Source organism: Oculatella sp. FACHB-28, from assembly GCF_014696015.1.
Classification (GTDB): Bacteria; Cyanobacteriota; Cyanobacteriia; order Elainellales; family Elainellaceae; genus JAAUTN01.
Map to the genome: position 1 here is coordinate 149,895 of NZ_JACJPJ010000098.1, position 20,449 is coordinate 170,343.

General features: G+C 46.3%; 16 protein-coding genes. 9 read left to right on the forward strand and 7 right to left on the reverse strand.

Annotated features, from left to right (window positions below):
- Positions 1–58: 58 nt before the first annotated feature.
- Positions 59–184, reverse strand: a complete 126-nt coding sequence (locus H6F88_RS34200) for a hypothetical protein (RefSeq protein WP_277882242.1) — start codon at positions 182–184, stop codon at positions 59–61.
- Positions 185–640: 456 nt separating this feature from the next.
- Here H6F88_RS34200 and H6F88_RS27925 point away from each other — a divergent pair, with 456 nt between their 5' ends.
- Together H6F88_RS27925 and H6F88_RS27930 are read left to right on the forward strand one after the other, a co-directional pair.
- Positions 641–1,372 (forward strand): Npun_F0813 family protein, encoded by a 732-nt coding sequence (locus tag H6F88_RS27925; RefSeq protein ID WP_190646068.1) that lies wholly within the window; start codon positions 641–643, stop codon positions 1,370–1,372.
- 152 nt (positions 1,373–1,524) lie between these two features.
- Positions 1,525–4,443, forward strand: a complete 2,919-nt coding sequence (locus tag H6F88_RS27930) for a GAF domain-containing protein (RefSeq protein ID WP_190646069.1) — start codon at positions 1,525–1,527, stop codon at positions 4,441–4,443.
- 329 nt (positions 4,444–4,772) lie between these two features.
- Here the strand turns inward: H6F88_RS27930 and H6F88_RS27935 are convergent, their stop codons facing one another.
- Positions 4,773–6,686, reverse strand: coding sequence for a cyanophycin synthetase (locus tag H6F88_RS27935; protein WP_190646070.1), 1,914 nt, complete (start codon positions 6,684–6,686; stop codon positions 4,773–4,775).
- A gap of 398 nt (positions 6,687–7,084) precedes the next feature.
- Here H6F88_RS27935 and H6F88_RS27940 point away from each other — a divergent pair, with 398 nt between their 5' ends.
- Entirely contained in the window at positions 7,085–7,309 is a 225-nt protein-coding gene (locus H6F88_RS27940; protein WP_190646071.1) for a hypothetical protein, read from the forward strand.
- Between the two features lie 6 nt (positions 7,310–7,315).
- On the opposite strand, the gene H6F88_RS27945 is transcribed toward H6F88_RS27940, so the two are convergent.
- A complete protein-coding gene (locus H6F88_RS27945; RefSeq protein WP_190646072.1) occupies positions 7,316–7,543 on the reverse strand; it encodes a hypothetical protein in 228 nt (75 codons plus the stop codon).
- 840 nt (positions 7,544–8,383) lie between these two features.
- On the opposite strand from H6F88_RS27945, the gene H6F88_RS27950 reads away from it, so the two are divergent.
- From H6F88_RS27950 to H6F88_RS27970, 5 genes are all read left to right on the forward strand, one after another.
- Positions 8,384–9,640, forward strand: coding sequence for a sedoheptulose 7-phosphate cyclase (locus H6F88_RS27950; protein WP_190646073.1), 1,257 nt, complete (start codon positions 8,384–8,386; stop codon positions 9,638–9,640).
- On the forward strand, positions 9,637–10,503 hold the full coding sequence (locus H6F88_RS27955) for a class I SAM-dependent methyltransferase (protein ID WP_242050746.1): 867 nt from the start codon (positions 9,637–9,639) through the stop codon (positions 10,501–10,503). Before H6F88_RS27950 ends, H6F88_RS27955 begins: the two co-directional genes overlap by 4 nt.
- Before the next feature lie 68 nt (positions 10,504–10,571).
- Positions 10,572–11,969: an ATP-grasp enzyme gene (locus tag H6F88_RS27960; RefSeq protein WP_190646074.1), complete on the forward strand. Its 1,398-nt coding sequence runs from the start codon at positions 10,572–10,574 to the stop codon at positions 11,967–11,969.
- 167 nt (positions 11,970–12,136) lie between these two features.
- On the forward strand, positions 12,137–13,972 hold the full coding sequence (locus H6F88_RS27965; protein WP_190646075.1) for a class I SAM-dependent methyltransferase: 1,836 nt from the start codon (positions 12,137–12,139) through the stop codon (positions 13,970–13,972).
- Positions 13,973–13,989: 17 nt separating this feature from the next.
- Positions 13,990–15,318, forward strand: coding sequence for a TIGR03279 family radical SAM protein (locus tag H6F88_RS27970; protein ID WP_190646076.1), 1,329 nt, complete (start codon positions 13,990–13,992; stop codon positions 15,316–15,318).
- A 54-nt stretch (positions 15,319–15,372) separates the two neighbouring features.
- Here the strand turns inward: H6F88_RS27970 and H6F88_RS27975 are convergent, their stop codons facing one another.
- Together H6F88_RS27975 and H6F88_RS27980 are read right to left on the reverse strand one after the other, a co-directional pair.
- Positions 15,373–16,221 carry an Rpn family recombination-promoting nuclease/putative transposase gene (locus H6F88_RS27975; protein ID WP_190646101.1) on the reverse strand — a complete coding sequence of 283 codons (849 nt, stop codon included), beginning with the start codon at positions 16,219–16,221 and terminating at the stop codon, positions 15,373–15,375.
- 89 nt (positions 16,222–16,310) lie between these two features.
- Complete coding sequence (locus H6F88_RS27980; protein ID WP_199333833.1) at positions 16,311–16,583, reverse strand: hypothetical protein; 273 nt, start codon at positions 16,581–16,583, stop codon at positions 16,311–16,313.
- Positions 16,584–16,797: 214 nt separating this feature from the next.
- Between H6F88_RS27980 and H6F88_RS27985 the strand changes: the two genes are divergently transcribed.
- The gene (locus tag H6F88_RS27985; RefSeq protein ID WP_190646077.1) at positions 16,798–17,034 is read left to right on the forward strand and encodes a helix-turn-helix transcriptional regulator; all 237 of its coding nucleotides are present in this window, start codon (positions 16,798–16,800) and stop codon (positions 17,032–17,034) included.
- Positions 17,035–17,070: 36 nt separating this feature from the next.
- Here H6F88_RS27985 and H6F88_RS27990 read toward each other — a convergent pair whose 3' ends face one another.
- The gene (locus H6F88_RS27990) at positions 17,071–18,534 is read right to left on the reverse strand and encodes a DUF1802 family protein (protein WP_190646078.1); all 1,464 of its coding nucleotides are present in this window, start codon (positions 18,532–18,534) and stop codon (positions 17,071–17,073) included.
- Positions 18,531–20,396 carry a hypothetical protein gene (locus H6F88_RS27995; protein ID WP_199333834.1) on the reverse strand — a complete coding sequence of 622 codons (1,866 nt, stop codon included), beginning with the start codon at positions 20,394–20,396 and terminating at the stop codon, positions 18,531–18,533. Before H6F88_RS27995 ends, H6F88_RS27990 begins: the two co-directional genes overlap by 4 nt.
- Positions 20,397–20,449: the final 53 nt, after the last annotated feature.

Genomic DNA, 20,449 nt, shown 5'->3' on the forward strand with positions numbered 1-20,449 from the left:
TCTATTCAAGCGTCTCTGGAGCCACTGATGGCGATCGCTTCCAATAATGAAACAAGACCTAGAGAGGCTTGCTCGACTGCGCCATCCTGCTGCCCTGCTCATCTGCTCTGCGTCGGGTGCATTGGGCTAAACGGGCGATCACAACAAAAGTTACTGTAACCATGCCAGAAGTTGTTGCAACCATGTCAGAAGTTGCTGTAACCGTGTCAGGAACTCCTGTCAGCGTTGCTGAACATGGGTGTGATTCACGGAACTCAATCCCCTCTGTAAGGAGATGGCAATGCCATGTCCCTACGAAATTCATACATCACATCAGCAATGCCCTTCTGTTATGGACTCAGAAGAAAATCTGCCTATTCTCCCAGCGCTTCGTGTTGAAATGTTAACTCTACGTTCCGATCAGGGCACTTATGTCATTAGCCCGATCGCATGAAAAAACTCCTCTCCTAGACACCCGACGGATGGATTCCTGGGAAACGGATTTAGCGATAAACTTGATCACAAAACTCGATTAGCATCAATAATCAGTTAGCATCTATAAATTTTGCGCCCGAAAGACGCTCAAGATTTTTATCAACGTCTGCCCCTCCGCTCCATCTACCCTCCTAATCCTGTAAGGGAGAAGTTTAAGAGTAACGTCATGCGCCAAGAGCTACAAGTGACGGTGTCATCTCCAGTTCGCAAACCCGACATTCAAATCGCTAGCGCCTGGGACCCCACCCGAAATAAGCGGATACCGATCCTGCATCATCAAGATCAGACGTTTCGTCTGCTAAATGTGTTTCCCAAAAGTCAGTCCAAGGAAGTCAGCTTTATTTGGTGGAACTTGACCGACAACTTAGGAAAAACTTGCTTACTGCTCAAGGGGTCCAAAAGTCACAGCATTTGGGAAAAGGTTCACCTGGATGAACTCATCGACGATGCTTCCTTGCCCTGGAACACAGCGGATGCAGCCAATTCTACGTTTGTCAAAGCTACCTTGCTGCTGCTTCAGGCAGTATATGCAGAAGTTGACTATTTCTTTGGCACTAGACACGCTGAGCTGTTTGAGAAAGATGTAACTAAGGTCATTCAGCAGGAAAACTTTCCTCAGTCTGACTCCCGCGATCTGGTACGGCAGCTTTTGAAGGTTGATCCGTTAATTGCGGCACATCTAGTCGTGTGGCAGGAACGACACCTCACCATTCTGCTCCAAAAAGTGTATGAGCTTGCTTTAGAATTCTTCAGCAATGACACCTTTACAGCACGAGTCTTTAGCGCTTTAGAAGACTTGCCTACAAAAGAACGGGTGATGTTTACAGTCTGGCTAGCAGAGCAATTTCCAGATGGCAAAACATGGAAATTGCCTCAGACAGATGTATCCAAGATTTGATTTGGGCTGTGCAAACAGATCCACGACGACCCAAAATCTTCTGAAGACGTTGTCTTTAAGACTGCTCTACTAAATGTAAACGTATTACAATTACCAACCTCTGAGAAGCCGTGCGCTGTGAGCGAGGCAGCTTTCTCCCACCGAGTTGCATCATGACTTTAAGTACCCCCTCCACTCTACATCAGCAGGATCAGATTAAAAGTAAGCTACCGATCTCCCAGAGGTTTAAACAAAAATCTCAGAACTATAAGCTGCTGCTGGCTAAAGTGTTGGAGTGGACGGGAGGGCAACCCGCTCTGACTCAAACACTCTGTCAATTGATTGCGGATGCTGAAGACGCTCCGGCCGTCGGTGCTGAGACAGAGTGGTTTGAACATTTGGTACATCAAAAGCTGATTGACCCATGGGAAAATCTACCAACGCTTGAACCGATGCGGGCAATTCGCGATCGCCTCACCATGCGAAAGCAGCGCAGCGCTAAACTGTTGCAGACTTATCAAAAGATCTTGGAGCAGGGAGCGATCGCCGCAGACGACTCACCAGAGCAAAAGGAACTCCGACTGCTGGGGTTAGTGAGCAAACAGCAAGATCAGATCAAAGTTCACAACCCCATTTATGCCGCTGCATTTAACCAAACCTGGTTGGATCAGGCGCTTAAGAAAATTCAGTCTGAAATTGAACCGAGTGATGCTATATTTCGCAAAACATTAGCTGAACTTGAAAGAAAGCTGCTACTCTCTCAAATCGAAATCCTGTCTCGCGTAGACAACGGTGCAGAAGAACAAAAGTCGGCTCAAACCTTATATGAAGTGCTGCGCGATGTCACTTCACAGGTAGGAGATCTAGTTAGTGCAGACCGAGCCAGCATTTTTCTCCTTAACGACGAGAAAACAGAACTGTGGTCACTCGTGGCTGAAAACGAAGCCGGAGATTTTCTCGACATCCGAGTGCGCGTGGGCGAAGGAATTGCCGGACAGGTCGCTCAGGCGAAAAAGGTGATTCATATTCCTGCCAACGTGTATGACGATCCCCGTGCCGTTTTGGTGAAGGAATTTGACCAGAAGTATGGGTATAAAACTGAGAACATCCTGGCGCTGCCAATTCTAAGCGAAACCAAAGAAGTGGTTGCCGTTATCCAATTTCTAAATAAATTGCAGGCAGAAAAGCTGCCCGATAGCAACGAAGCGATTAGGCCAACGGGCTTTACCAAGCTAGATCTAGAACGACTGGCAAAATGCTTGTTACCCATCCGGCGAATTTTGGAAAGCTGTCAGTCTTGCTACAAGGCAGTCAGAAAGCTTCAGGCAACTGCCGCACTGGCAGAGGCAACGCGATCGCTCGACCAGATCAATCTGGATACAAAAGCAATCTTGCAACGGGTAATGAACACCGCCAAAAAGTTGATGAATGCTGACCGCAGCACCCTATGGTTAGTTGACCATGACCAGGGCGATCTATGGACAGAAATTCCAGGGCGGGGCGAAGTGCGGTGTGCGATCGGTGTAGGGTTTGCAGGATATGTTGCCCTCACCCGCGAACCGATGATCATTCCCTTTGACCTGTATGATCACCCCAGCGCTGAAAACGCTAAAAAAACAGACGAACAGACACGTTACCGCACCTGTAGTTTGCTGTGTATGCCCGTGATTAGCCCAGAAGGTGAGCTTTTGGGTGTAACTCAACTCGTCAACAAACGCAAACCAGGAAATCATCCTGAATACAGCAAAGACGATTGGCCCACCGTTCCCGATTACTTTAAGACTGGCTTTGACCGCAACGATCAGCAGGCAATGCAGGTGTTTAATGAACGGGTAGGAGTTATGCTTCAGTTTGTCAAAACCCACGAAACCCTCAAGCAGCTAGGACAGGTTAAACCCAAAGAGGCAATTTACAACGCACTGTCCGTGTTGAGCAGTGCTGTTGCTGACCGGGATGACGAGGCACTACACAACGTGCTTTATCACGTCCTGAGTTTTGTCAGCCAATCGCTCAGCAAACTGCTAAAAGCCGAATTCACAACTATCTTTTTATTAGATGCAGAAGAAACAGAATTTTGGTCACTCAATCTAGATATAGGAGGCGATGCAAGCGAAATTCGGATTTCAGCCACTCTAGGAATTGCTCACAAAATTCTAGAAACAAGAGCAACTCAGGCAAGCCACAATCCGCAGAAGTTTAACGATGTGTTGATTTACAAAGGAGTGAGTCCAGATAAAGTAAACGGTCTCCTCAACCTGCTGCTCTTTCCAGTGATAGATCAACGCGGAAAAGTAATTGCAATTATTCGAGCGTTCAACAAATTGCAGCTTTCCATACCCGGACTACCGTTAGAAGAAAAAATTGATCCAAGAGGATTTTCAAAATCTGATTCAGACTACTTAAAGATTTGTCTTGAGCCAGTTCTGCCGATCCTTCAGGCATGTCGATCTTTCCATCAGGAAATTTTGACAATTCAAGAACAGCAGCGGGCGCTTGATCCGCTCTATCAAGCCATTAGCTTCGTCAACCAAAGCAGCGGCAATCCTGAGGAGTTAATTCAAAAGGTGATGCAGGCAGCCAAGAATTTAACTCACGCCGATCGCAGTACACTTTGGCTGATTGATCATCGAACCAATGAACTGTGGACTAGCATCCGTCAAAGCAGCGGAGCCTGGTTAGAAACCCGAGTCCCAATAGGCGAGGGCTTTGTCGGAAAAGTTGCTCAAACTGGACAAGCCTTGAATATTCCCTTTGACCTGTACAATCACCCTGACTCTGAGATAGCCCGAAAAACCGATCAAAAAACTCGTTATCGTACTTGCAGTTTATTGTGTATGCCTGTTTTAGGGGCGGATGGTGAGTTGTTGGGTGTAACCCAACTGGTCAACAAACGCAGACTAGGCAACTTCCCAGAATATAGTGCGGCAGACTGGCCAGACGTGCCTGATTACCTCAAGTCCAGTTTTGAGGAAAAAGATCAGAAAGATATGGAGATCTTTAATAACCAGGTTGGGGTGATTTTGCCAGAGGTAATCAATCGTCAGCGTAGCAGCCATCGAGCAGACTCACTCAACTCTTCAGCTCTGAGGTGAAACCGCGTGGAGAGTCTTTAATTTTGCGGCAAACGTAGCATGGGCAAAGAGTGCTAATTCGTGTCAATTATGCTTCTACTGTGGGTTCCGCTATGCTCCACCCAACCTACGCGGAGAGAGGTATCAGTAGGGTTTTGTAGGATGGGTGAAGCGTAGCGGAACCCATGCTGTCAGAAAATTGCAGCCTTTGAAGCTATTCCAACACTTCATTTACAGTAATCTTCCGATGGGAAGCGTAGGGGCGGTTCGCGAACTGCCCCTACAGGGATTTGTGGTTTATGCAAATGGAAGTTGCTGTAAGTTTGTCGCACCACCTTGTATTTTTGTGGTTAGAGAACCGTTGCAAATTCCTTGAGGTAAGCACGAGAAAAGGGTTCCGCGGAGCCAAGCTGATACTGCTCCATCAAGCCCTTGCGGGAAATCGAAATATTGTCTCCGCGTCGAATCACAACAGTTGAATCCTCAAACACATCGCGGGAGAGCATCATTTCATGTTCTGTTGGATTGTCTAACACGACAAGATTGCTGCCGAAATAAAACATTCCTTCTCGCTCTAGAACGTCTTCCCGATATTCCACAATCAGCAAATCTAACCTGCGATTCCGCAGCAGATTTTGGACATTGGCGTTGTACTCCGAGTTCAACGGTTTCTCAGCCCGATTCACAAAAACGGTATCTCGGCAAACTGCGCCAACCACCCAGTCTGGACGCTGCAACAGAATGTGGTCAATGACTTCTTGAAGCTCCTGGACTGAAACTCGGTTAAAGCTAATGATGGGGACTCGAGCAGCGGCACCTGATTCAAAGAAGGTGTGCAGAATGTGAGAAGTCACATCGACTCTTTCTCCGATCGCAGGTTTAAGATGCATATAAATGCCTGGAGCTGCATTAATTTCGATGATGCTCAGTCCACCTTGCTTCCAGGATTTTGATAGATCCCGAGTAATCAAATCGATTCCTAAGCAGGTCAAGCGAAAGTGTTGGGCAACGTCTTGCGCCAGGATTACATTGTCAGGATGAATGGAAGGAGTTGCATCAATGCTTAAACCGCCTGCTGAGAGGTTAGCAACCTTGCGAAGATAAACGGTACGGTCTTCCTCAAGCACACTGTCTACAGATAGCCCTTGCTCTTCCAGGTAGTTTTCCAGCGATTCATCAAGCTTGATCTTGCCTAGAGGAGAGGTGGGAGTATCAATTCGAGCCGCAGTGCGGTTTTCGCGCTGGATCAATTCAAAAATAGTGGAATCTCCGTCTCCAGTCACGGAGGCTGGACGGCGTTCGGTTGCTGCAACAAATCTGCCGTTAACGCACAGGAGGCGGAAGTCGGCACCCGAAATGCTTTCTTCGACAATGACGCGAACAGGTTCATTTTCGGCGATCGCCTCTACTGCCCGCTCAAACGCAATCTCTAACTCATCCCCATTCTGCACGGCTGCTGTTACGCCAATACCCTTGTGCCCAACTACAGGTTTGACTGCAACGGGATAACCGATGCGCTTTGCCACAATCAAAGCCTCTTGACGAGAAAATACAACTTCTCCCTTAGGAACAGGGAAACCCAACGTGCTTAGGAAACGTTTGCAATCTTCTTTGTTAGTCGTAAAATCTGAGTCAATATGACTATCACAGTCAAAAGTGGTGGCAATACCGCGAACTTGTTTTCTGCCATAGCCATACTGCATCAACCCCTCATCCCACAAATAGAAGGTGGGGATTTCTCTTTCGTAGGCCGTACGTAACAGTGCATACACTGTAGGTCCACCATAAACTGAATGGCGAAAGGCACTCTGCAACACCTCAATCTGGTCCGTAAGGTTAAAGGTTTGGTTTTGGCTAATTGCTTCAAACCAGTCCCAGACGCAGTAGGCAACTTCCCGACTAGTGCGTTGATGGATTGCTTGCACCGCGATCTTATCGACAGAGTTAGATTGAGGAGTTACACTCCAGCGATCGAGATGTAAGCCCATATCCAGGTTGCTGACCTCAGCTACGGTCCAAGCAAACAGTTGAGCGTAGGATTCGTAATGTTTATCTTTTAGGTGCGGATAGTAATCGCTAATGGCTGAGACATAATCAGCTAGGGGCAGAGGTTCGTTGTAGCCCGTTAAAGCAAAGTCAAAAACTAGCGCCGACGTGTTGAGGTAGAAGTTAGGTCCTTCGTAGTGCCTCAAGTTATAAATGTCAAAGGCATCTGTTTTTCGAGCATTTACCCGAAATGTTTGCTCACTTTCTTGTAAAACCATTTGTCTCTCCAAATCAAACGCCTTAATCACTCGACCAACACAACAGCTCGACCAAAAAGCAACTTACTTTAGAAGTAAATGATCTATCTCAAGTGAGACGTTGCATTCAGGTCGAATTTTCCACCCTAACAGTACCTCGTTCTAACCTTAGCTGCTTCTATCGGAGGTTCTGTTCAAGCTGTTGCTGATTAAGGGTCATATTCTGTATCAAGGAACACAACTTTTGGAAGATGAAGTTACTTAGCCGGCTTTCTATAACCTTAAGTGTGGTGTAAGGCGGACAAGCAGAATGTTTAAGGACTAAAACCTTCTTCAGATTGCTTCTTTGACTTCTTGGGTGGTACTAATATCCCAGTTAATATCGCAATTGATAAAAAGTTTTTTTGGAGACGTAAGTGATGAGTAGCACTAAAGCTGACCTTAGAGATGAGGTGCGCCACCTTGCTGACGCAGCTTTTCGTCAAAAACTAATTTCTGGTCACGGCGACGGTGAGTATAGCCACAAGTATCAGATTATCTTTCAGGGCAGACCCAGGCACTACGAATTAGAATACGCCCGCGACTTTTTGAAAAATCTCCTTGTCCGCAATTCTCTAGAACATTTGTTTGAGAAGCAGTGTTGAGCTGCTTTAAGTTGCTTTTTTAATCTGTGGTTGATAAATCGGTAGTGTATTGCTGTTAATCAGCCATTCAGCATAAGTCCAGTCGGCTTCTGTATTGATATCTACCCAGTAAAGCGGGTCAATCATGAAGGGGCGATCGCCAGTTAGCGATCGCCCCTTCATGATTGTTTTGTAGCGAACCACATTATTAATATGTCCAGTTTGCGAATACAACGTTGGTAATTGTTGTGGCATGTTATAGGGTTCCTTAATACTCGCTAGACAATAGCGGTTTAGGAACCTGTCTTCGTCCCGATCGCCACATTTTGTAGGTCAGGGAAGGCATCTTTGGCAAACTCGGTTAAGGGGTGAGCTTAAGCCATTCACCGATACCCCCTTACAGCCACAATCACCGATTAAACTGCCTCTTCAAAGTCCAGTCAATACTGCAAACTTGCGGCTGCCTTACTTCATATGTATCCGCCAGGATATACTTCTCTATCTTTTGACGTAGCCGCTCTACACCTCTTGACAGTGTTCTCTGCCTGTAGCCACTGACTACCCTACTCTTAGTTGATGGTGTTACTCCCTAATGCTTCAGATCAAAGGTATTTTCGGACTCGTCATTTATTGGGAGTTTGCCAAATCTATTCGCATTCGGGTTTTCATCTGTTCGCATTTTTCCGCAACAGATTGGCTTGTAGAAGCGTAAGCTCCAATTAAAAGATTTTTACTCAATCCATAGATACAGGATGTGCGAATTTGACCAACCTGCTATCGTATGAGATTTTTCCATGCCCAATTTTACTTGGCAATATTGTCTAGCTGACACAAACCTCAGACAGGATAACCCTGCTCCTTGGCTAGCGCAGATTAATCAATAGGTCTGCGCTGCTTGAGAGTTGGTATGACCAGATTTAGTAGTCTGAGAGATTTGCAGAACGCGGACTGTACACCTCGCCCATTCTCTTAAAGTTAAACGTTGATGACTAGAGCAACTGCTGCCCTGAGGGGTAGCCGCTTGCTCAACTCGGGCTTGAGTTTCCTTGTCTTCCCTGTTACAACTCACCCTTTCATCACTCTTACGGAATCATCATGAGCAATATACAGGCACAGCTTTCTTCCACTGCAACCGGTTTTCAAGTCGAAGGATACGAAAAAATTGAACTCAATTTTCAGATTGTGGACAGCATTTTTGATCTTCGCAAATCTGACTTAGCTGACCACTACACTCGTCTGGGACGATGCCTTGCAGTCGTTGATCACAACGTTTACCGTCTTTACGGTTCTTATCTACAACAATATTTCCAGCATTACGGCATTGATTTGACCATCTTCCCAGTCGCGATCGAAGAGCCTGACAAGACGATCACGACTTTTCAAACCATCATTGATGCATTCTCCCGCTTCAATCTAGTGCGCAAAGAACCCGTTTTAGTGATCGGTGGCGGACTGGTTCAAGACGTCACGGGCTTTGCCTGTGCTGCCTATCGTCGCAGCACTAATTACATTCGGATTCCAACCACGTTGATTGCGCTGATTGATGCAGGCATTGCGATTAAAGTCGCGGTAAATCACGGCAAACTAAAGAACCGCCTCGGTGCTTACCATGCTCCCCAGAAGGTCTTTCTGGATTTCTCATTCCTGCAAACGCTGCCTGTTGACCAGATTCGTAACGGCATGGCAGAACTGCTGAAAATTGCAATCGTTTCTAATGCTGAAGTGTTTGATTTGCTCGATCGCTATGGTGAAACGTTGCTGCACAATCATTTTGGCTATTTCACTGAAGACGCTGACTTACAGAAGATTGGACACAAAGTAAATTATGAGTCGATCAAAACCATGCTGGAGTTAGAAGCTTCTAATTTGCATGAGTTGATGCTCGACCGGGTGATTGCCTACGGACATACTTGGAGTCCGACGCTAGAGCTAGCTCCTGAACCGCCTTTGCTGCATGGTCACGCAGTCAATATCGACATGGCGCTATCCGCTACGATCGCTGCTAAGCGAGGATATATCACGACTGAAGAGCGCGATCGCATCCTGGGACTGATGAGCCGCTTAGGGCTAGCGCTTGACCATCCCATGCTGAATGGTGATTTACTCTGGCAGGCAACCCAATCTATTACTGCAACACGGGACGGTTTGCTGCGAGCTGCAATGCCCTGTCCAATTGGGGTTTGTCACTTTGTGAATGACCTGACTCGTCAAGAGCTAGACGCAGCTTTACATCAGCACAAGCAGCTCTGTGCAGACTATCCCCGTGCTGGTGCAGGAGTAGATGCCTATGTGAGTGACACGGGTGCTAGTCAGACCGTCGAAGAACCCACCTTAGTTGGAGGTAAAGCATGACTTTCAGCGTAACTCCTGACTCGGTTCGCTCTATGGCTGCAAGTACCCCAAACGCACCCCGCCCTGTTACACCCTTGGGTATTGCGGTTGAACATTTGGAAGCCGCAGTAGCCCTGTTAGTTCAAATGCCGGATGTATCGGACGATCTGGCAATGCATCTACAAAAGGCATTGGTGTTGATGGCGGGATTAGACCCCTATCTGGAGCAATCGACCACACCCGAATCACCAGAACTCACTGAAATTGCTGAAAGAACACACCGTGAAGTGTGGCAAAGCCGATTCGATCAGGGTAAAACGGTGCGTCCACTGGAGCAGGAAATGCTCTCTGGACATGTTGAAGGACAGACGCTCAAACTGTTTGTTCACATGACAGGTGCTCGTCGCATTCTGGATATTGGCATGTTTACAGGATATTCAGCGCTAGCAATGGCAGAGGCTTTGCCTGCGGACGGGTATTTAGTTGCCTGTGAGGTTGACCCCTATACGGCTGAGTTTGCCCAATCGCTCTTTCAGCAATCGCCCCACGGCAGCAAAATTCAGATTGAGCTAGGAGCCGCTCTAGAGACACTCGAAAAACTGGCGAATCATGAACCTCCGTTTGACTTCGTGTTTATCGATGCGGATAAGCAGGAATACATTCAGTACTACCAAAAGCTATTGGATAGCAATTTGCTAGCTGAGAATGGCTACATCTGCGTCGATAACACCTTGTTTCAGGGGCAGGTTTACTCACCAGAGGCAGAGCGGTCAACGAATGGTCAGGCGATCGCTCAATTCAATCAATTTGTTGCCGAAGATCCTCGCACTGAGCAAGTTCTGCTGCCATTGCGAGACGGGCTAACCCTAATTCGTCGAGTGTAAACCCAGGTAGGGGCGAACGGCTGTTTGCCCCTACGGGTCCTGCAATTAACTCCCTACAAACCAACTGAATGAAAACCCTTTTGCGAGAAACAATAACAAATCCACCTCCAGCGGCTTCTGGAGCGCGATCGCCGCACTTCTCGTCACTCATCTTTGTGATATTTCAAAATCTAGGAACCCTGGCACTGTTAGCGATCGCCCTTCCCCTAAACCTCACAGTTGTAAGTTTAGCGCTGCTCTGGAATTGGATACGTCAGCCTTTTCGCCAACCAGCCACTCCGATACAGCATCCTAAGAATATCTTAATTGCGGGTGCCAGAATGACGAAAACGCTGCAATTAGCGCGTTCCTTCCATGCGGCTGGGCATCGGGTCATTTTGATTGATACTGAAAAGTTTTGGCTGAATGGCAATCGGTTCTCCAACACGGTTGCAAAGTTCTATACGGTTCCTGATCCAAACCAGGATTTGGAAGGTTACACAAAGACGTTGCAGGCGATCGCCAAAGCTGAAACTATTGATCTGTTTATTCCCGTTGCAATTTTTGCGGTCATTTACCCAGAGGGAATGGAGCAGCATCCGCTATCTGGCTACTGTGAGGTGTTTCACTTTGAACGGGATATCGTCCGAATGCTGGATGATAAGTTTGCCTTTGCTGAGAAAGCGCGATCGCTCTCACTCACCGTCCCCAAATCCTTTAAAATTACCGCTCCAGAACAGGTTCTGAACTTTGACTTTTCTCAGGAAAAACATCAGTACATTCTCAAAAGCATTCCCTATGACGCAATCCGGCGTTTAGACTTGACCAAACTTCCTTGTGATACGCCTGAAGCAACGGCCGCCTTCGTCAACAGTTTGCCAATCAGCGAAAAGAAACCCTGGATTATGCAGGAGTTTATTCCTGGGCAAGAATACTGCACGCATAGCACCGTGCGAGATGGCAAATCAACGCTCTACTGCTGCTGTAAATCCTCCGCGTTTCAGGTGAATTACGAGAATGTAGACAAACCCGAAATTAGTGAATGGATTAATCGCTTTCTGGAAAGCATTGGCGGCACGGGACAAGCCTCATTTGACATTATTCAGGCAGCAGATGGAACCGTATATCCAATTGAGTGCAATCCGCGAACTCACTCTGCCATCACCATGTTTTACAACCATCCTGGCGTAGCGGATGCGTATCTTAGTCAACCTGCTGCTGAACCGTTACAACCGCTTCCAGACAGTAAACCAACCCACTGGCTCTATCATGAACTTTGGCGACTGAACCAAATTCGTTCTTTCAAACAATTACAAACCTGGTTCAAAAACGTTTGGCGCGGCAAAGAAGCAATTTTTGAAGTAAGTGATCCGCTGCCATTTCTCATGGTGCATCACTGGCAAATTCCATTACTGCTGCTTGGCAACCTGAGAAGGCTCAAAAGCTGGACAAGAATAGACTTTAACATTGGTGAGCTAATTGAGTGAGGCAGTGGCGATACCCCTGTGAGGGCGCGTTACGATGCGCCCTTACGCAAATCTGCAACATCTGCAAATCAAATCGGTATTAGTTTTAAGAAAAACTAGATAGAATCAGATAGCCTTTATTCCTTTGAAGGACTCTTCAAACATTCTCGTGAAAGGGGCTATCTCCAATGATCAACTCTCTGGCGATTGTTGTCCCTGTTTATAACTGTGAAAGGTTTATTCAAAAAACACTAGAAAGTATCGAATCTAGTCTTGATTTCTTTCGTCAAAATTATAATAATGCTGCCGCCGTTAGTGCCGAAATTGTAGTTGTGAATGACGCTTCTTCGGATAATACGGAAGAAGCTGTCAACGATTTTATTCAGCAGAAATCTAGCTATAAATCTATTTATCAAGTCACCCGTCATTCTAAAAGCTTAGGAGCAGGTCCAGCCAGAAATACGGGTGTGAGAATTTCGACTGGAGAAATTTTGTTTTTCTGCGATGGGGATGATCTGTTTCTTAAAGAACATATCTATGTTTGCTACAAGGCATTGAGTCAGGAAATTCCAATTCAACCTGAAGTTATGCCTACCAATCAGGTTGCTGTGGTTAAGACAAAAGCCAAGATTCAAGAACAGCTTCATCCGCATTGGAGGGCTGCAATTGACAATAGTTTGTTGATTAATCTTTGCATGCGCCGAGACTGTCACGAGTTTGTGGAAGGTTTTCCTGAAGCAGCAGTTTACAAGCAGATTCGAGGGCGAGAAGATACGGCTTATCTAGATTGGATTGGCAAGTTTTTCAAGGTCTTTAGAGCTGATCTAGAAACGGTTGAGTATGTCCGTTATCCTGGCAATAGCTTCGATCGCCAACTTAAGAAGTTTCAAACGCCACCAGAAGACTATCAGCTTGACTGGACACCAGAGGAAAATAAATTACATGCGATCGCCACTCAACTAGAATCTGAAAAAACGCTTTATCTATTCAAAAAGCTCTATCAATTAGACCAGCGCTTCATCCCAACTGAATTCATTAATTGGCAACCCATAGTTGCTGAATATTTAGCACAAGAAAAGTGGGTCAAAGCGATCGCCTTTTATCAGCAAAGTAGTGAAATGAAAGAGGCGATCGCCGCAGAACACAAGAATGCACTTGCCAGAGCCTACAACAATTTGGGTACCGCTCTTCACCAACAGAAAGAATTAGAGCAGGCGATTGAATGTTTTCAGCAGGCGATCGCCCTTCAGCCTGATTTTTCTAAAGCTAATCTAGCGCGAATTTGTTTTAATGCTGGAATGGTTTTGCTTGACCAGGAGCAGCTTCAGCAGGCGCTAGCGCTATTCCAACAGGCTTGTGAGGCAGACCCTCATTTGACCCAGGCACAATATCAGCTTTCGAGAACCCGCTATCAGCTTCAGGTACAGTCTAGAGGCTACCAATTTACCCAGGATTGGTTCAGCAATAACATTCTGGTTTGGGAGCAGCACCTACTGCCGCTCGCCGGACGAAATCTGCAAGTTTTGGAAATTGGCAGTTGGGAAGGTCGCTCAACCTGTTGGCTGCTCGACCACATCTTGACTCACGGGTCAGCTCAAGTTACCTGCATTGATACGTTTCAGGGAAGTGCCGAACATAGTCGCTTTGATGCCGATTATGTGCAGTCTCTTGAGTCTAGATTTGACGCTAACATTGCTAAAACTGGCGTACCGCAAAAGGTACAAAAGCAAATTGGGCAGTCTCAAGAAAAGCTGCGATCGCTTCCTCTCAGCACTTACGACCTGCTTTACATTGACGGTTCCCACATCGCCAGTGATGTTTTGGAGGATGCCCTGCTAGGCTGGAGATTGGTGAAAGCAGGAGGGCTGATCGTGTTTGACGATTATGGCTTTTCCTTTGACCAAAATACTCAGCACAACCCCAAAGCCGGGATCGATGCCTTCCTCACGATTTTTCGTGACAAGATCAAAATAACCCACAAGTCTTACCAAGTTTTTGTCGAAAAGCTGACTGATTCAGCCTAATTCCCCAGCCTAATCCCATGAGCGACTGTTCTATTCGTCCTGCCCTAATTACTAATGTGCTGCCCGACTCGATCGCAGCAGAAATCGGCTTTGAGGCAGGCGATCGCCTCGTCTCGATTAACGGACAACCCTTGCGCGACCTAATTGACTATCAGTTTTTTTGCGCGGACGAGGTTCTAGAACTGGAAGTCTTAGACGCAAAAGGACAGAGCCATCAGGTCGAAATCGAAAAAGAGTATGACGACGACCTGGGACTGGAGTTTGAAACTGCGCTGTTTGACGGACTGATTCAGTGCAACAACCGTTGTCCCTTTTGCTTCATTGACCAGCAGCCACCTGGAATGCGGCAAACCCTTTACCTCAAAGATGACGACTATCGCCTCAGTTTTCTTTACGGCAGCTACCTGACCCTGACCAACCTGACCCAGCGAGAATGGAGCCGCATTGCTCAAATGCGGCTTTCTCCGCTTTACGTCTCGGTTCACGCCACCGAGCCAGAGATCCGCATTCGTCTACTAAAGAACCCTCGCGCTGGACAAATTCTTGATCATCTACGCTGGTTTCAGCAGCATGAGCTGCAAATTCACGCTCAGGTTGTCGTGTGTCCGGGGATCAATGATGGTGAACATTTGGAGCGATCGCTACTTGACCTGGTGAAGTTTCATCAGGGAGACATTCCTGCTGTTGCCTCCGTTGCGGTTGTCCCCGTGGGTTTAACTCGCTTCCGCCCTGTCGAAGATGAACTGGTGCCCGTCACGCCTGCCAAGGCACGAGAAGTAATCGCCCAGGTGCAGGCATTGCAGTCCAAATTTCAGCATCAGCTAGGCTTCACCTTTGCTTGGCTTGCAGACGAATGGTTCCTCATCGGTGGGCAAGACTTACCGCCTGAGTCGCATTATGAAGATTACCCGCAAATTGGCAATGGGGTAGGTTCGATTCGCCAATTTCTCAAAGAGTTTCAGTCTGCGGCAAAGCACTTGCCTGTAAGCGTTTCACCTGCTCGTCGCTTTACCTGGGTGGTTGGCAATGCAGTTGAGCAAGCTTTTCAGCCCATTCTTCAACGGTTAAATCAGGTAAAAGGGCTAGAAGTTGAAATGGTGGCGCTAAACAGCCAATATTGGGGGCAGGAAATTACGGTTACGGGGCTATTGACCGGGCAAGACTTACTTCGTGCCTTGTCGGGCAAAGATTTGGGGCAAGGAATTTTGCTGCCATCTCTGATGCTCAAGCATGACGACTCTCGCTTTCTGGATGACATGCGGCTGGAAGACCTTTCCCAGCAGTTGAATGCACCTATTCTCACGGTCAATGGGATTGATCAGCTAATTGAGACCTGCACTAGTTAGAAACGAACCCATCTGTCAGGTTTGGAGCGATCGCTTGGGAATGAGGGGCGATCGCTAGCCCTGTTCTGCTAACCAAGCCTGCAAATCGTCCAAACTCGCAAAATCCAGCAGTGCCTCACTCAACTCTTGCAACACTGGCAGGGACAAATTCATCACAGAAGAATTCACAGTTTGAGGAAGTTCTCCTAATCGCTTTGTCAACAGTCGAGACATAGCATGAGCCATTGCTTCGCGACCTTCTTCGCGACCTTCTTCCTTAATCTCCCGATAAACCCGTGTTTCCTTGAGCGAGATGTCTAGCATCGACTCTATCTCCTTGCGGCTCAACTGCTCAAATCGATACGCCATGATGGTTATCACCATTTCAATTATCGCACGACTACCTGGTGAGGCTGATTCGGCAGGGGTGCGGCTCAATAAATAACGGGCTTCTTCTGGCGCTTTGTCTTCTTCTATTGTGGTCAGAACCATCACGGCAACCCACAGAGGCAAGGAGCGAATCTCACCTAATTCATCCAGATATACTCGATGAACTTGATCTCCGTTGAGGAAGGTTCGATGTGGGTGCAACCTACTTTGTTCAACACTGCGGGAGGGGTAGATGACTACAACCTGCCAGTCGCCGTAGCGGTCGCCATTCCGATAAAAATACAGAGAACACTCAGCAAAGATGCGCTCGTAAAGCCGTTCATCTTTTTGAAACTGCACTTCACAGAAGTAGACTGTTCCTGCGGCTTCGTCTTTTGGCGGTAAGAAAACTCCATCGATTTCAAACCGGGGTTCTTTCACCGCTACCGAGTCGAACCGATAAGCTTCGGCATTGGCGGGTGGGTCAGGCAACAGTTCAAACAACAGGGTTGGCGATTGTTGGAACAGCTTGTAGAAAATCGAATCACGCCGCATGAAGTTGCTTGCCACCATTAACCCTGTTTCACATTGAATCACACTGCAATCTTTTGCGAATTCAGGACAGCAACCTGGATTTTGATTACTCATTTCGGCTCATCCTGTTTGTCCTGTAATTGCTCTGAGTCAGAATGCTGTCCTGCATCAAACACCACGCAAAAGCTAGCTGTCGGTATCAAACGCTGTAAGGTTTTCAACTGAGCTTCTGCGTCACTGCGACGGCGAAAACGAGCAACAATCAGGGTATGAGCATTGGGAAAGGAGCGGACGATGCACCAGGGATGCAAGGAATCTCGATAGGATGGCATGGGAAATGGAGGCGATCGCGCTATTGCGTCGCAGTAAGGGAAAATAGGCATGGCAAAGCCACAGTCTGACTGGACTGCTCAAAAGCAAGCAGAACAAACAGTCACCCGACTGGCAGAATGGTTGTCTGAAAGACTTCGTTTGATGACAAACTGATGAAAAGGCAATTTCTTGCCCCAAACTGTAACCAGATTGGGAGATACTGCCTTTATTCGATGTCTATAAAGCGTAAATCAAATTACGCTAACCGTCAACCAGCTTGCGTAAATGACTAGCAAATCCGATCGATCGCCATTGATGCGACTCAGAGTTCAACGATTTCTGACTCAAAAGCAGTTGGCAGATGCGCTAGGAGTAACGGAAACGACGGTAAGAAACTGGGAGGCAGGTCGAGCAGTACCAAGACTCACACCTGCTCAATACAAAAAATTGCTTGAGGTTCTACAAATTACGTCCAGCGAGTTGCCGGATCAATTTGGGTTTCCAGAAAATCAAAATGATTGAAGGATATGTGTTTAGCCCTATTCATTCTGCAATGGCTTACTGATCTACTATTTCAGGCATGTGACGGAGGAAGTAGAAGCGATCGCTTCCAACGTCCCCTTTTCGTCGTCCTAAGTAACCTGTCAACGGAGAAGACAGTTCTACTAAAATTTCGTACATTTCCTCTCGCTTAAGAGGTTGAGGAGGCTTTGAAACTACATACACTGCATGAAGTTGGGCAATATCAGCGTCCTCATCGAGTGAGTTTTCTAGAAAGTTTTTAACGAGTTGAATAATGTATGCTCTCAGCTTAGCTGCCTGGAGATTCTGATGAATATATCTCTCTACTTCATCATCTGCTTGACCATCTATGAGGTAATCCTTCAGCTTAAATAGATCGATTGGATATTTGTGATGAAGTTTGACGAGTTTTTCAAGAGTCGTAGGGTGAATGATTGCCATACCGTGTACTTTGGCTGCTTTTTGAAGTTGATCTGTAGGTTCGCCTGGACCGATGATTAATTTTGCCGCCTTACTAAAGGTCTCTTTATTCTCAAGGCGAATTGTTCCAAGATTTAAGAGTTGAACGGCTGTATCGTTAGGAATCTTTTTGCCTGATTTACACTCCCCAACTAGGGGATAAGGTGCAGAACAAAATAGATCTAGTCCTCCTGCGCCACCCCTATGAGAGTAATCAATCTTGAAGCCTAAAAACTCTAAACTTTGACGAACAATATTTTCAAAATCTGTTCCAGCCTGATAATTGCTTGTGCCTTCAGCCTCTTTGCTGCGATCGCCTAAAATAGCGATTTTACTCATCCATTCCGGTTCTTTAGATTCAAGTTTGTTGTGACTAGTCCAACCCAGAAGTTGCTTGAGGTTGTGATTCAACTGACTTGCATTTGGATTATCAGTCGCGACCTCTTCAACTTGAAGCTGCAAAGATTCCAAGCTGGTATAGGGGTAAATCTCTCCTGACATCAGAAGATTTTTACGTCGGTCAAAACCTACCTTAGAAACAACAGATGTGTCGTGTTCGTTGGGTGTCGTTATTTTATCTTCTGCTTGAGTCCAGAAGAAATAACCCGACTGAAGTAAGGAGTTGACAACACAAGGTTCAGAGAAATAATGCACCCGAAGGAATAGCATCTTAAGTACGTTGTGCTGTCCGAAAAGATGCTCTAAAGCGCTTAAATTCCAGATGGTAGACTGAGCAATTTTAGGTAGAAGATGCTTATTGTTGGAGTGAATTTGCCAATGATATTCACACTGCCCCCAAGTTGGCATCTGGACAGGGGCGATAGCGCTCTTTTGCAGTGATCTGCTAGCAAAACTCAGGTATTCTGGCTTGTAATACTGCTCAAGTGTTAAATCCGACGGAAGCTGTTGACTTGGATAGAGCCAAAACACTTGACCCTCTGATACTGATTGCTTGAATGGAATAGCAATCAGCTTGCCCAAGTTCAGCATCTCAAGATCAAGTGCAGGAAGCTGAATTCCTTTGAAAATTTGGATACTCATTCTTGATTTGGCGCGCTTAAAATCTCTTGAATCAACGGGTTATCTGTTACCAAGTTGAGTTCCTGCACCAGAGAGACTAACTCCTCCTTTTCAAATCCATAGTCTGCTGACTGCTCGTAAATTCGTTCTAAAGCAGCTAAAGGTCTGATGTGTTCTTTCTCAAGCACCACAACTTCTCCACCCTGGTGTTCTACGAGCTGTTGCTTAAGCTGTTGACCAATCTTCCAGCTCAGCGGTACTACAGTAGAACGAATTAGACAACCTCGTGTAATCTTGTATTTCCTGTAATCGGTCAATCGCTTCATTACTGCATTGAAGGTTTTAGCACTCTTTGTTTCGCAGATTCTAACTCCGATAGTGACTTCTCTTCCTTGCTTCACATCGTAGCCAGATGTAATCAAGTGCAGATCGTGGGTTGAAGAAGAACCAACGGCTTTAACTTGATTAACTACCACATTTGCTGTTCCTGATTTCGGAAGCATCTTCATCGCGCAGGTAATAATTGCAGCAATTTTTTCGTCTTCCTTGCTTGGAGGAGAGATCTTATTCAGCAACTCATTGTAAGTTTCCAAAACTTGCTTCTTCTGCTTCTCTTTTGGATCTGGATCAACGAATGTTGAATCTAGAGCAACTGGTTTTGGATCTGGATCAACGAGTCCTATCATCTCAAAAGCCTCAGCACAAGTCTTTAACAAGGTACGCACTCCAGCTCCAGCTTTTGCAATTTCTCTAATTCTTGCTTCTTCCAAAGGGTACAAGCGTGGGTAATTATTAAAGTTAAGTCCCTTGCATTCGTAGAACCAATTCATTCTCATCTGAATCAGCTCTATCATCTGTTCTGCTGTCGCAGGCTTAGCTTCTAAAATTCTTTGACCTACCCGGTCAGGAATTCCGCCTTGCATTTGCAAAACTTCTCTCCATTTATCGCTTTGGAAGCAGGATAGAAGGATTACGTTGGTACAATCAAAGTAAATTCTGTCGATACATCTAGCGACGACTACAACAGCACTATCTCCGGTTTCAGAATCAGCTAGCGACGACTCGGCTTGATCGAACCAAACAATGACGGGTAGAGAGGCAACTTCGGCAAGTTTGCAGATCTGTTTGATGACCCAGATATTTCTGGTTTGGTGTTGCTCTAGCGAATACTCTGGCAAGCCAAATCTCTTAACATCAGGAGAATCTTCTCCCTTAATCCACGACAACGCCACTTGTGCAGCAAGAGCAGTTCCAAGCAACGACAGCAGAGCCGCCTTGGTGAAGTAGTAGTCTAATTCAGGGTGGTTTTCTAGAATTGCCTCAGCTAGAGCCCCGAACAAATCAACTAAGCTAGAGCCGCTGCTTGTTTTTTGGATGTATTTCTTCAGTTCATTAGGCTGACTACATCTCTCGATGTATTCCTTGTACGCTTCCTCGTAATCTGTACCTTTTAAGCTTGAGATTAACGTTGCAGCGAACTGCTGCCACTGGGTTACTTTGTGAGAATCCTGATGTGTGAAACTTTCAACGAGATGAAAACGTACATGAGCATCAATAATTTTTGGATTTGCACAAGGGGAGATATAGGAAAATAGCGCACCTCCTTCATGCTCAATTTTCTTCCATATTCGGCGGATTGCATGGCTTTTTCCAGTACCTTTATCACCCTTGACAACAATACCAACTTTGCTCAGATACTTTTGACGAACTTCAGCGATTGATTGATCAATTTTTTGTTCAATGTGCTGATTGATAGCAGGTAAATCACTGATTACTTCTCCCCAAACCTCTTCGGCTGCAATGACCAAATCTTTTCTAAAAGGGTTTGGTCCCTGTTGACGAGCTTCCTCAAACAGGGCATACGGATCTTGCACGGCAATCATTCGCTTTTGACTCCACTTCTGAATACTGAATTGATTGAACTAGCTTGCTGATT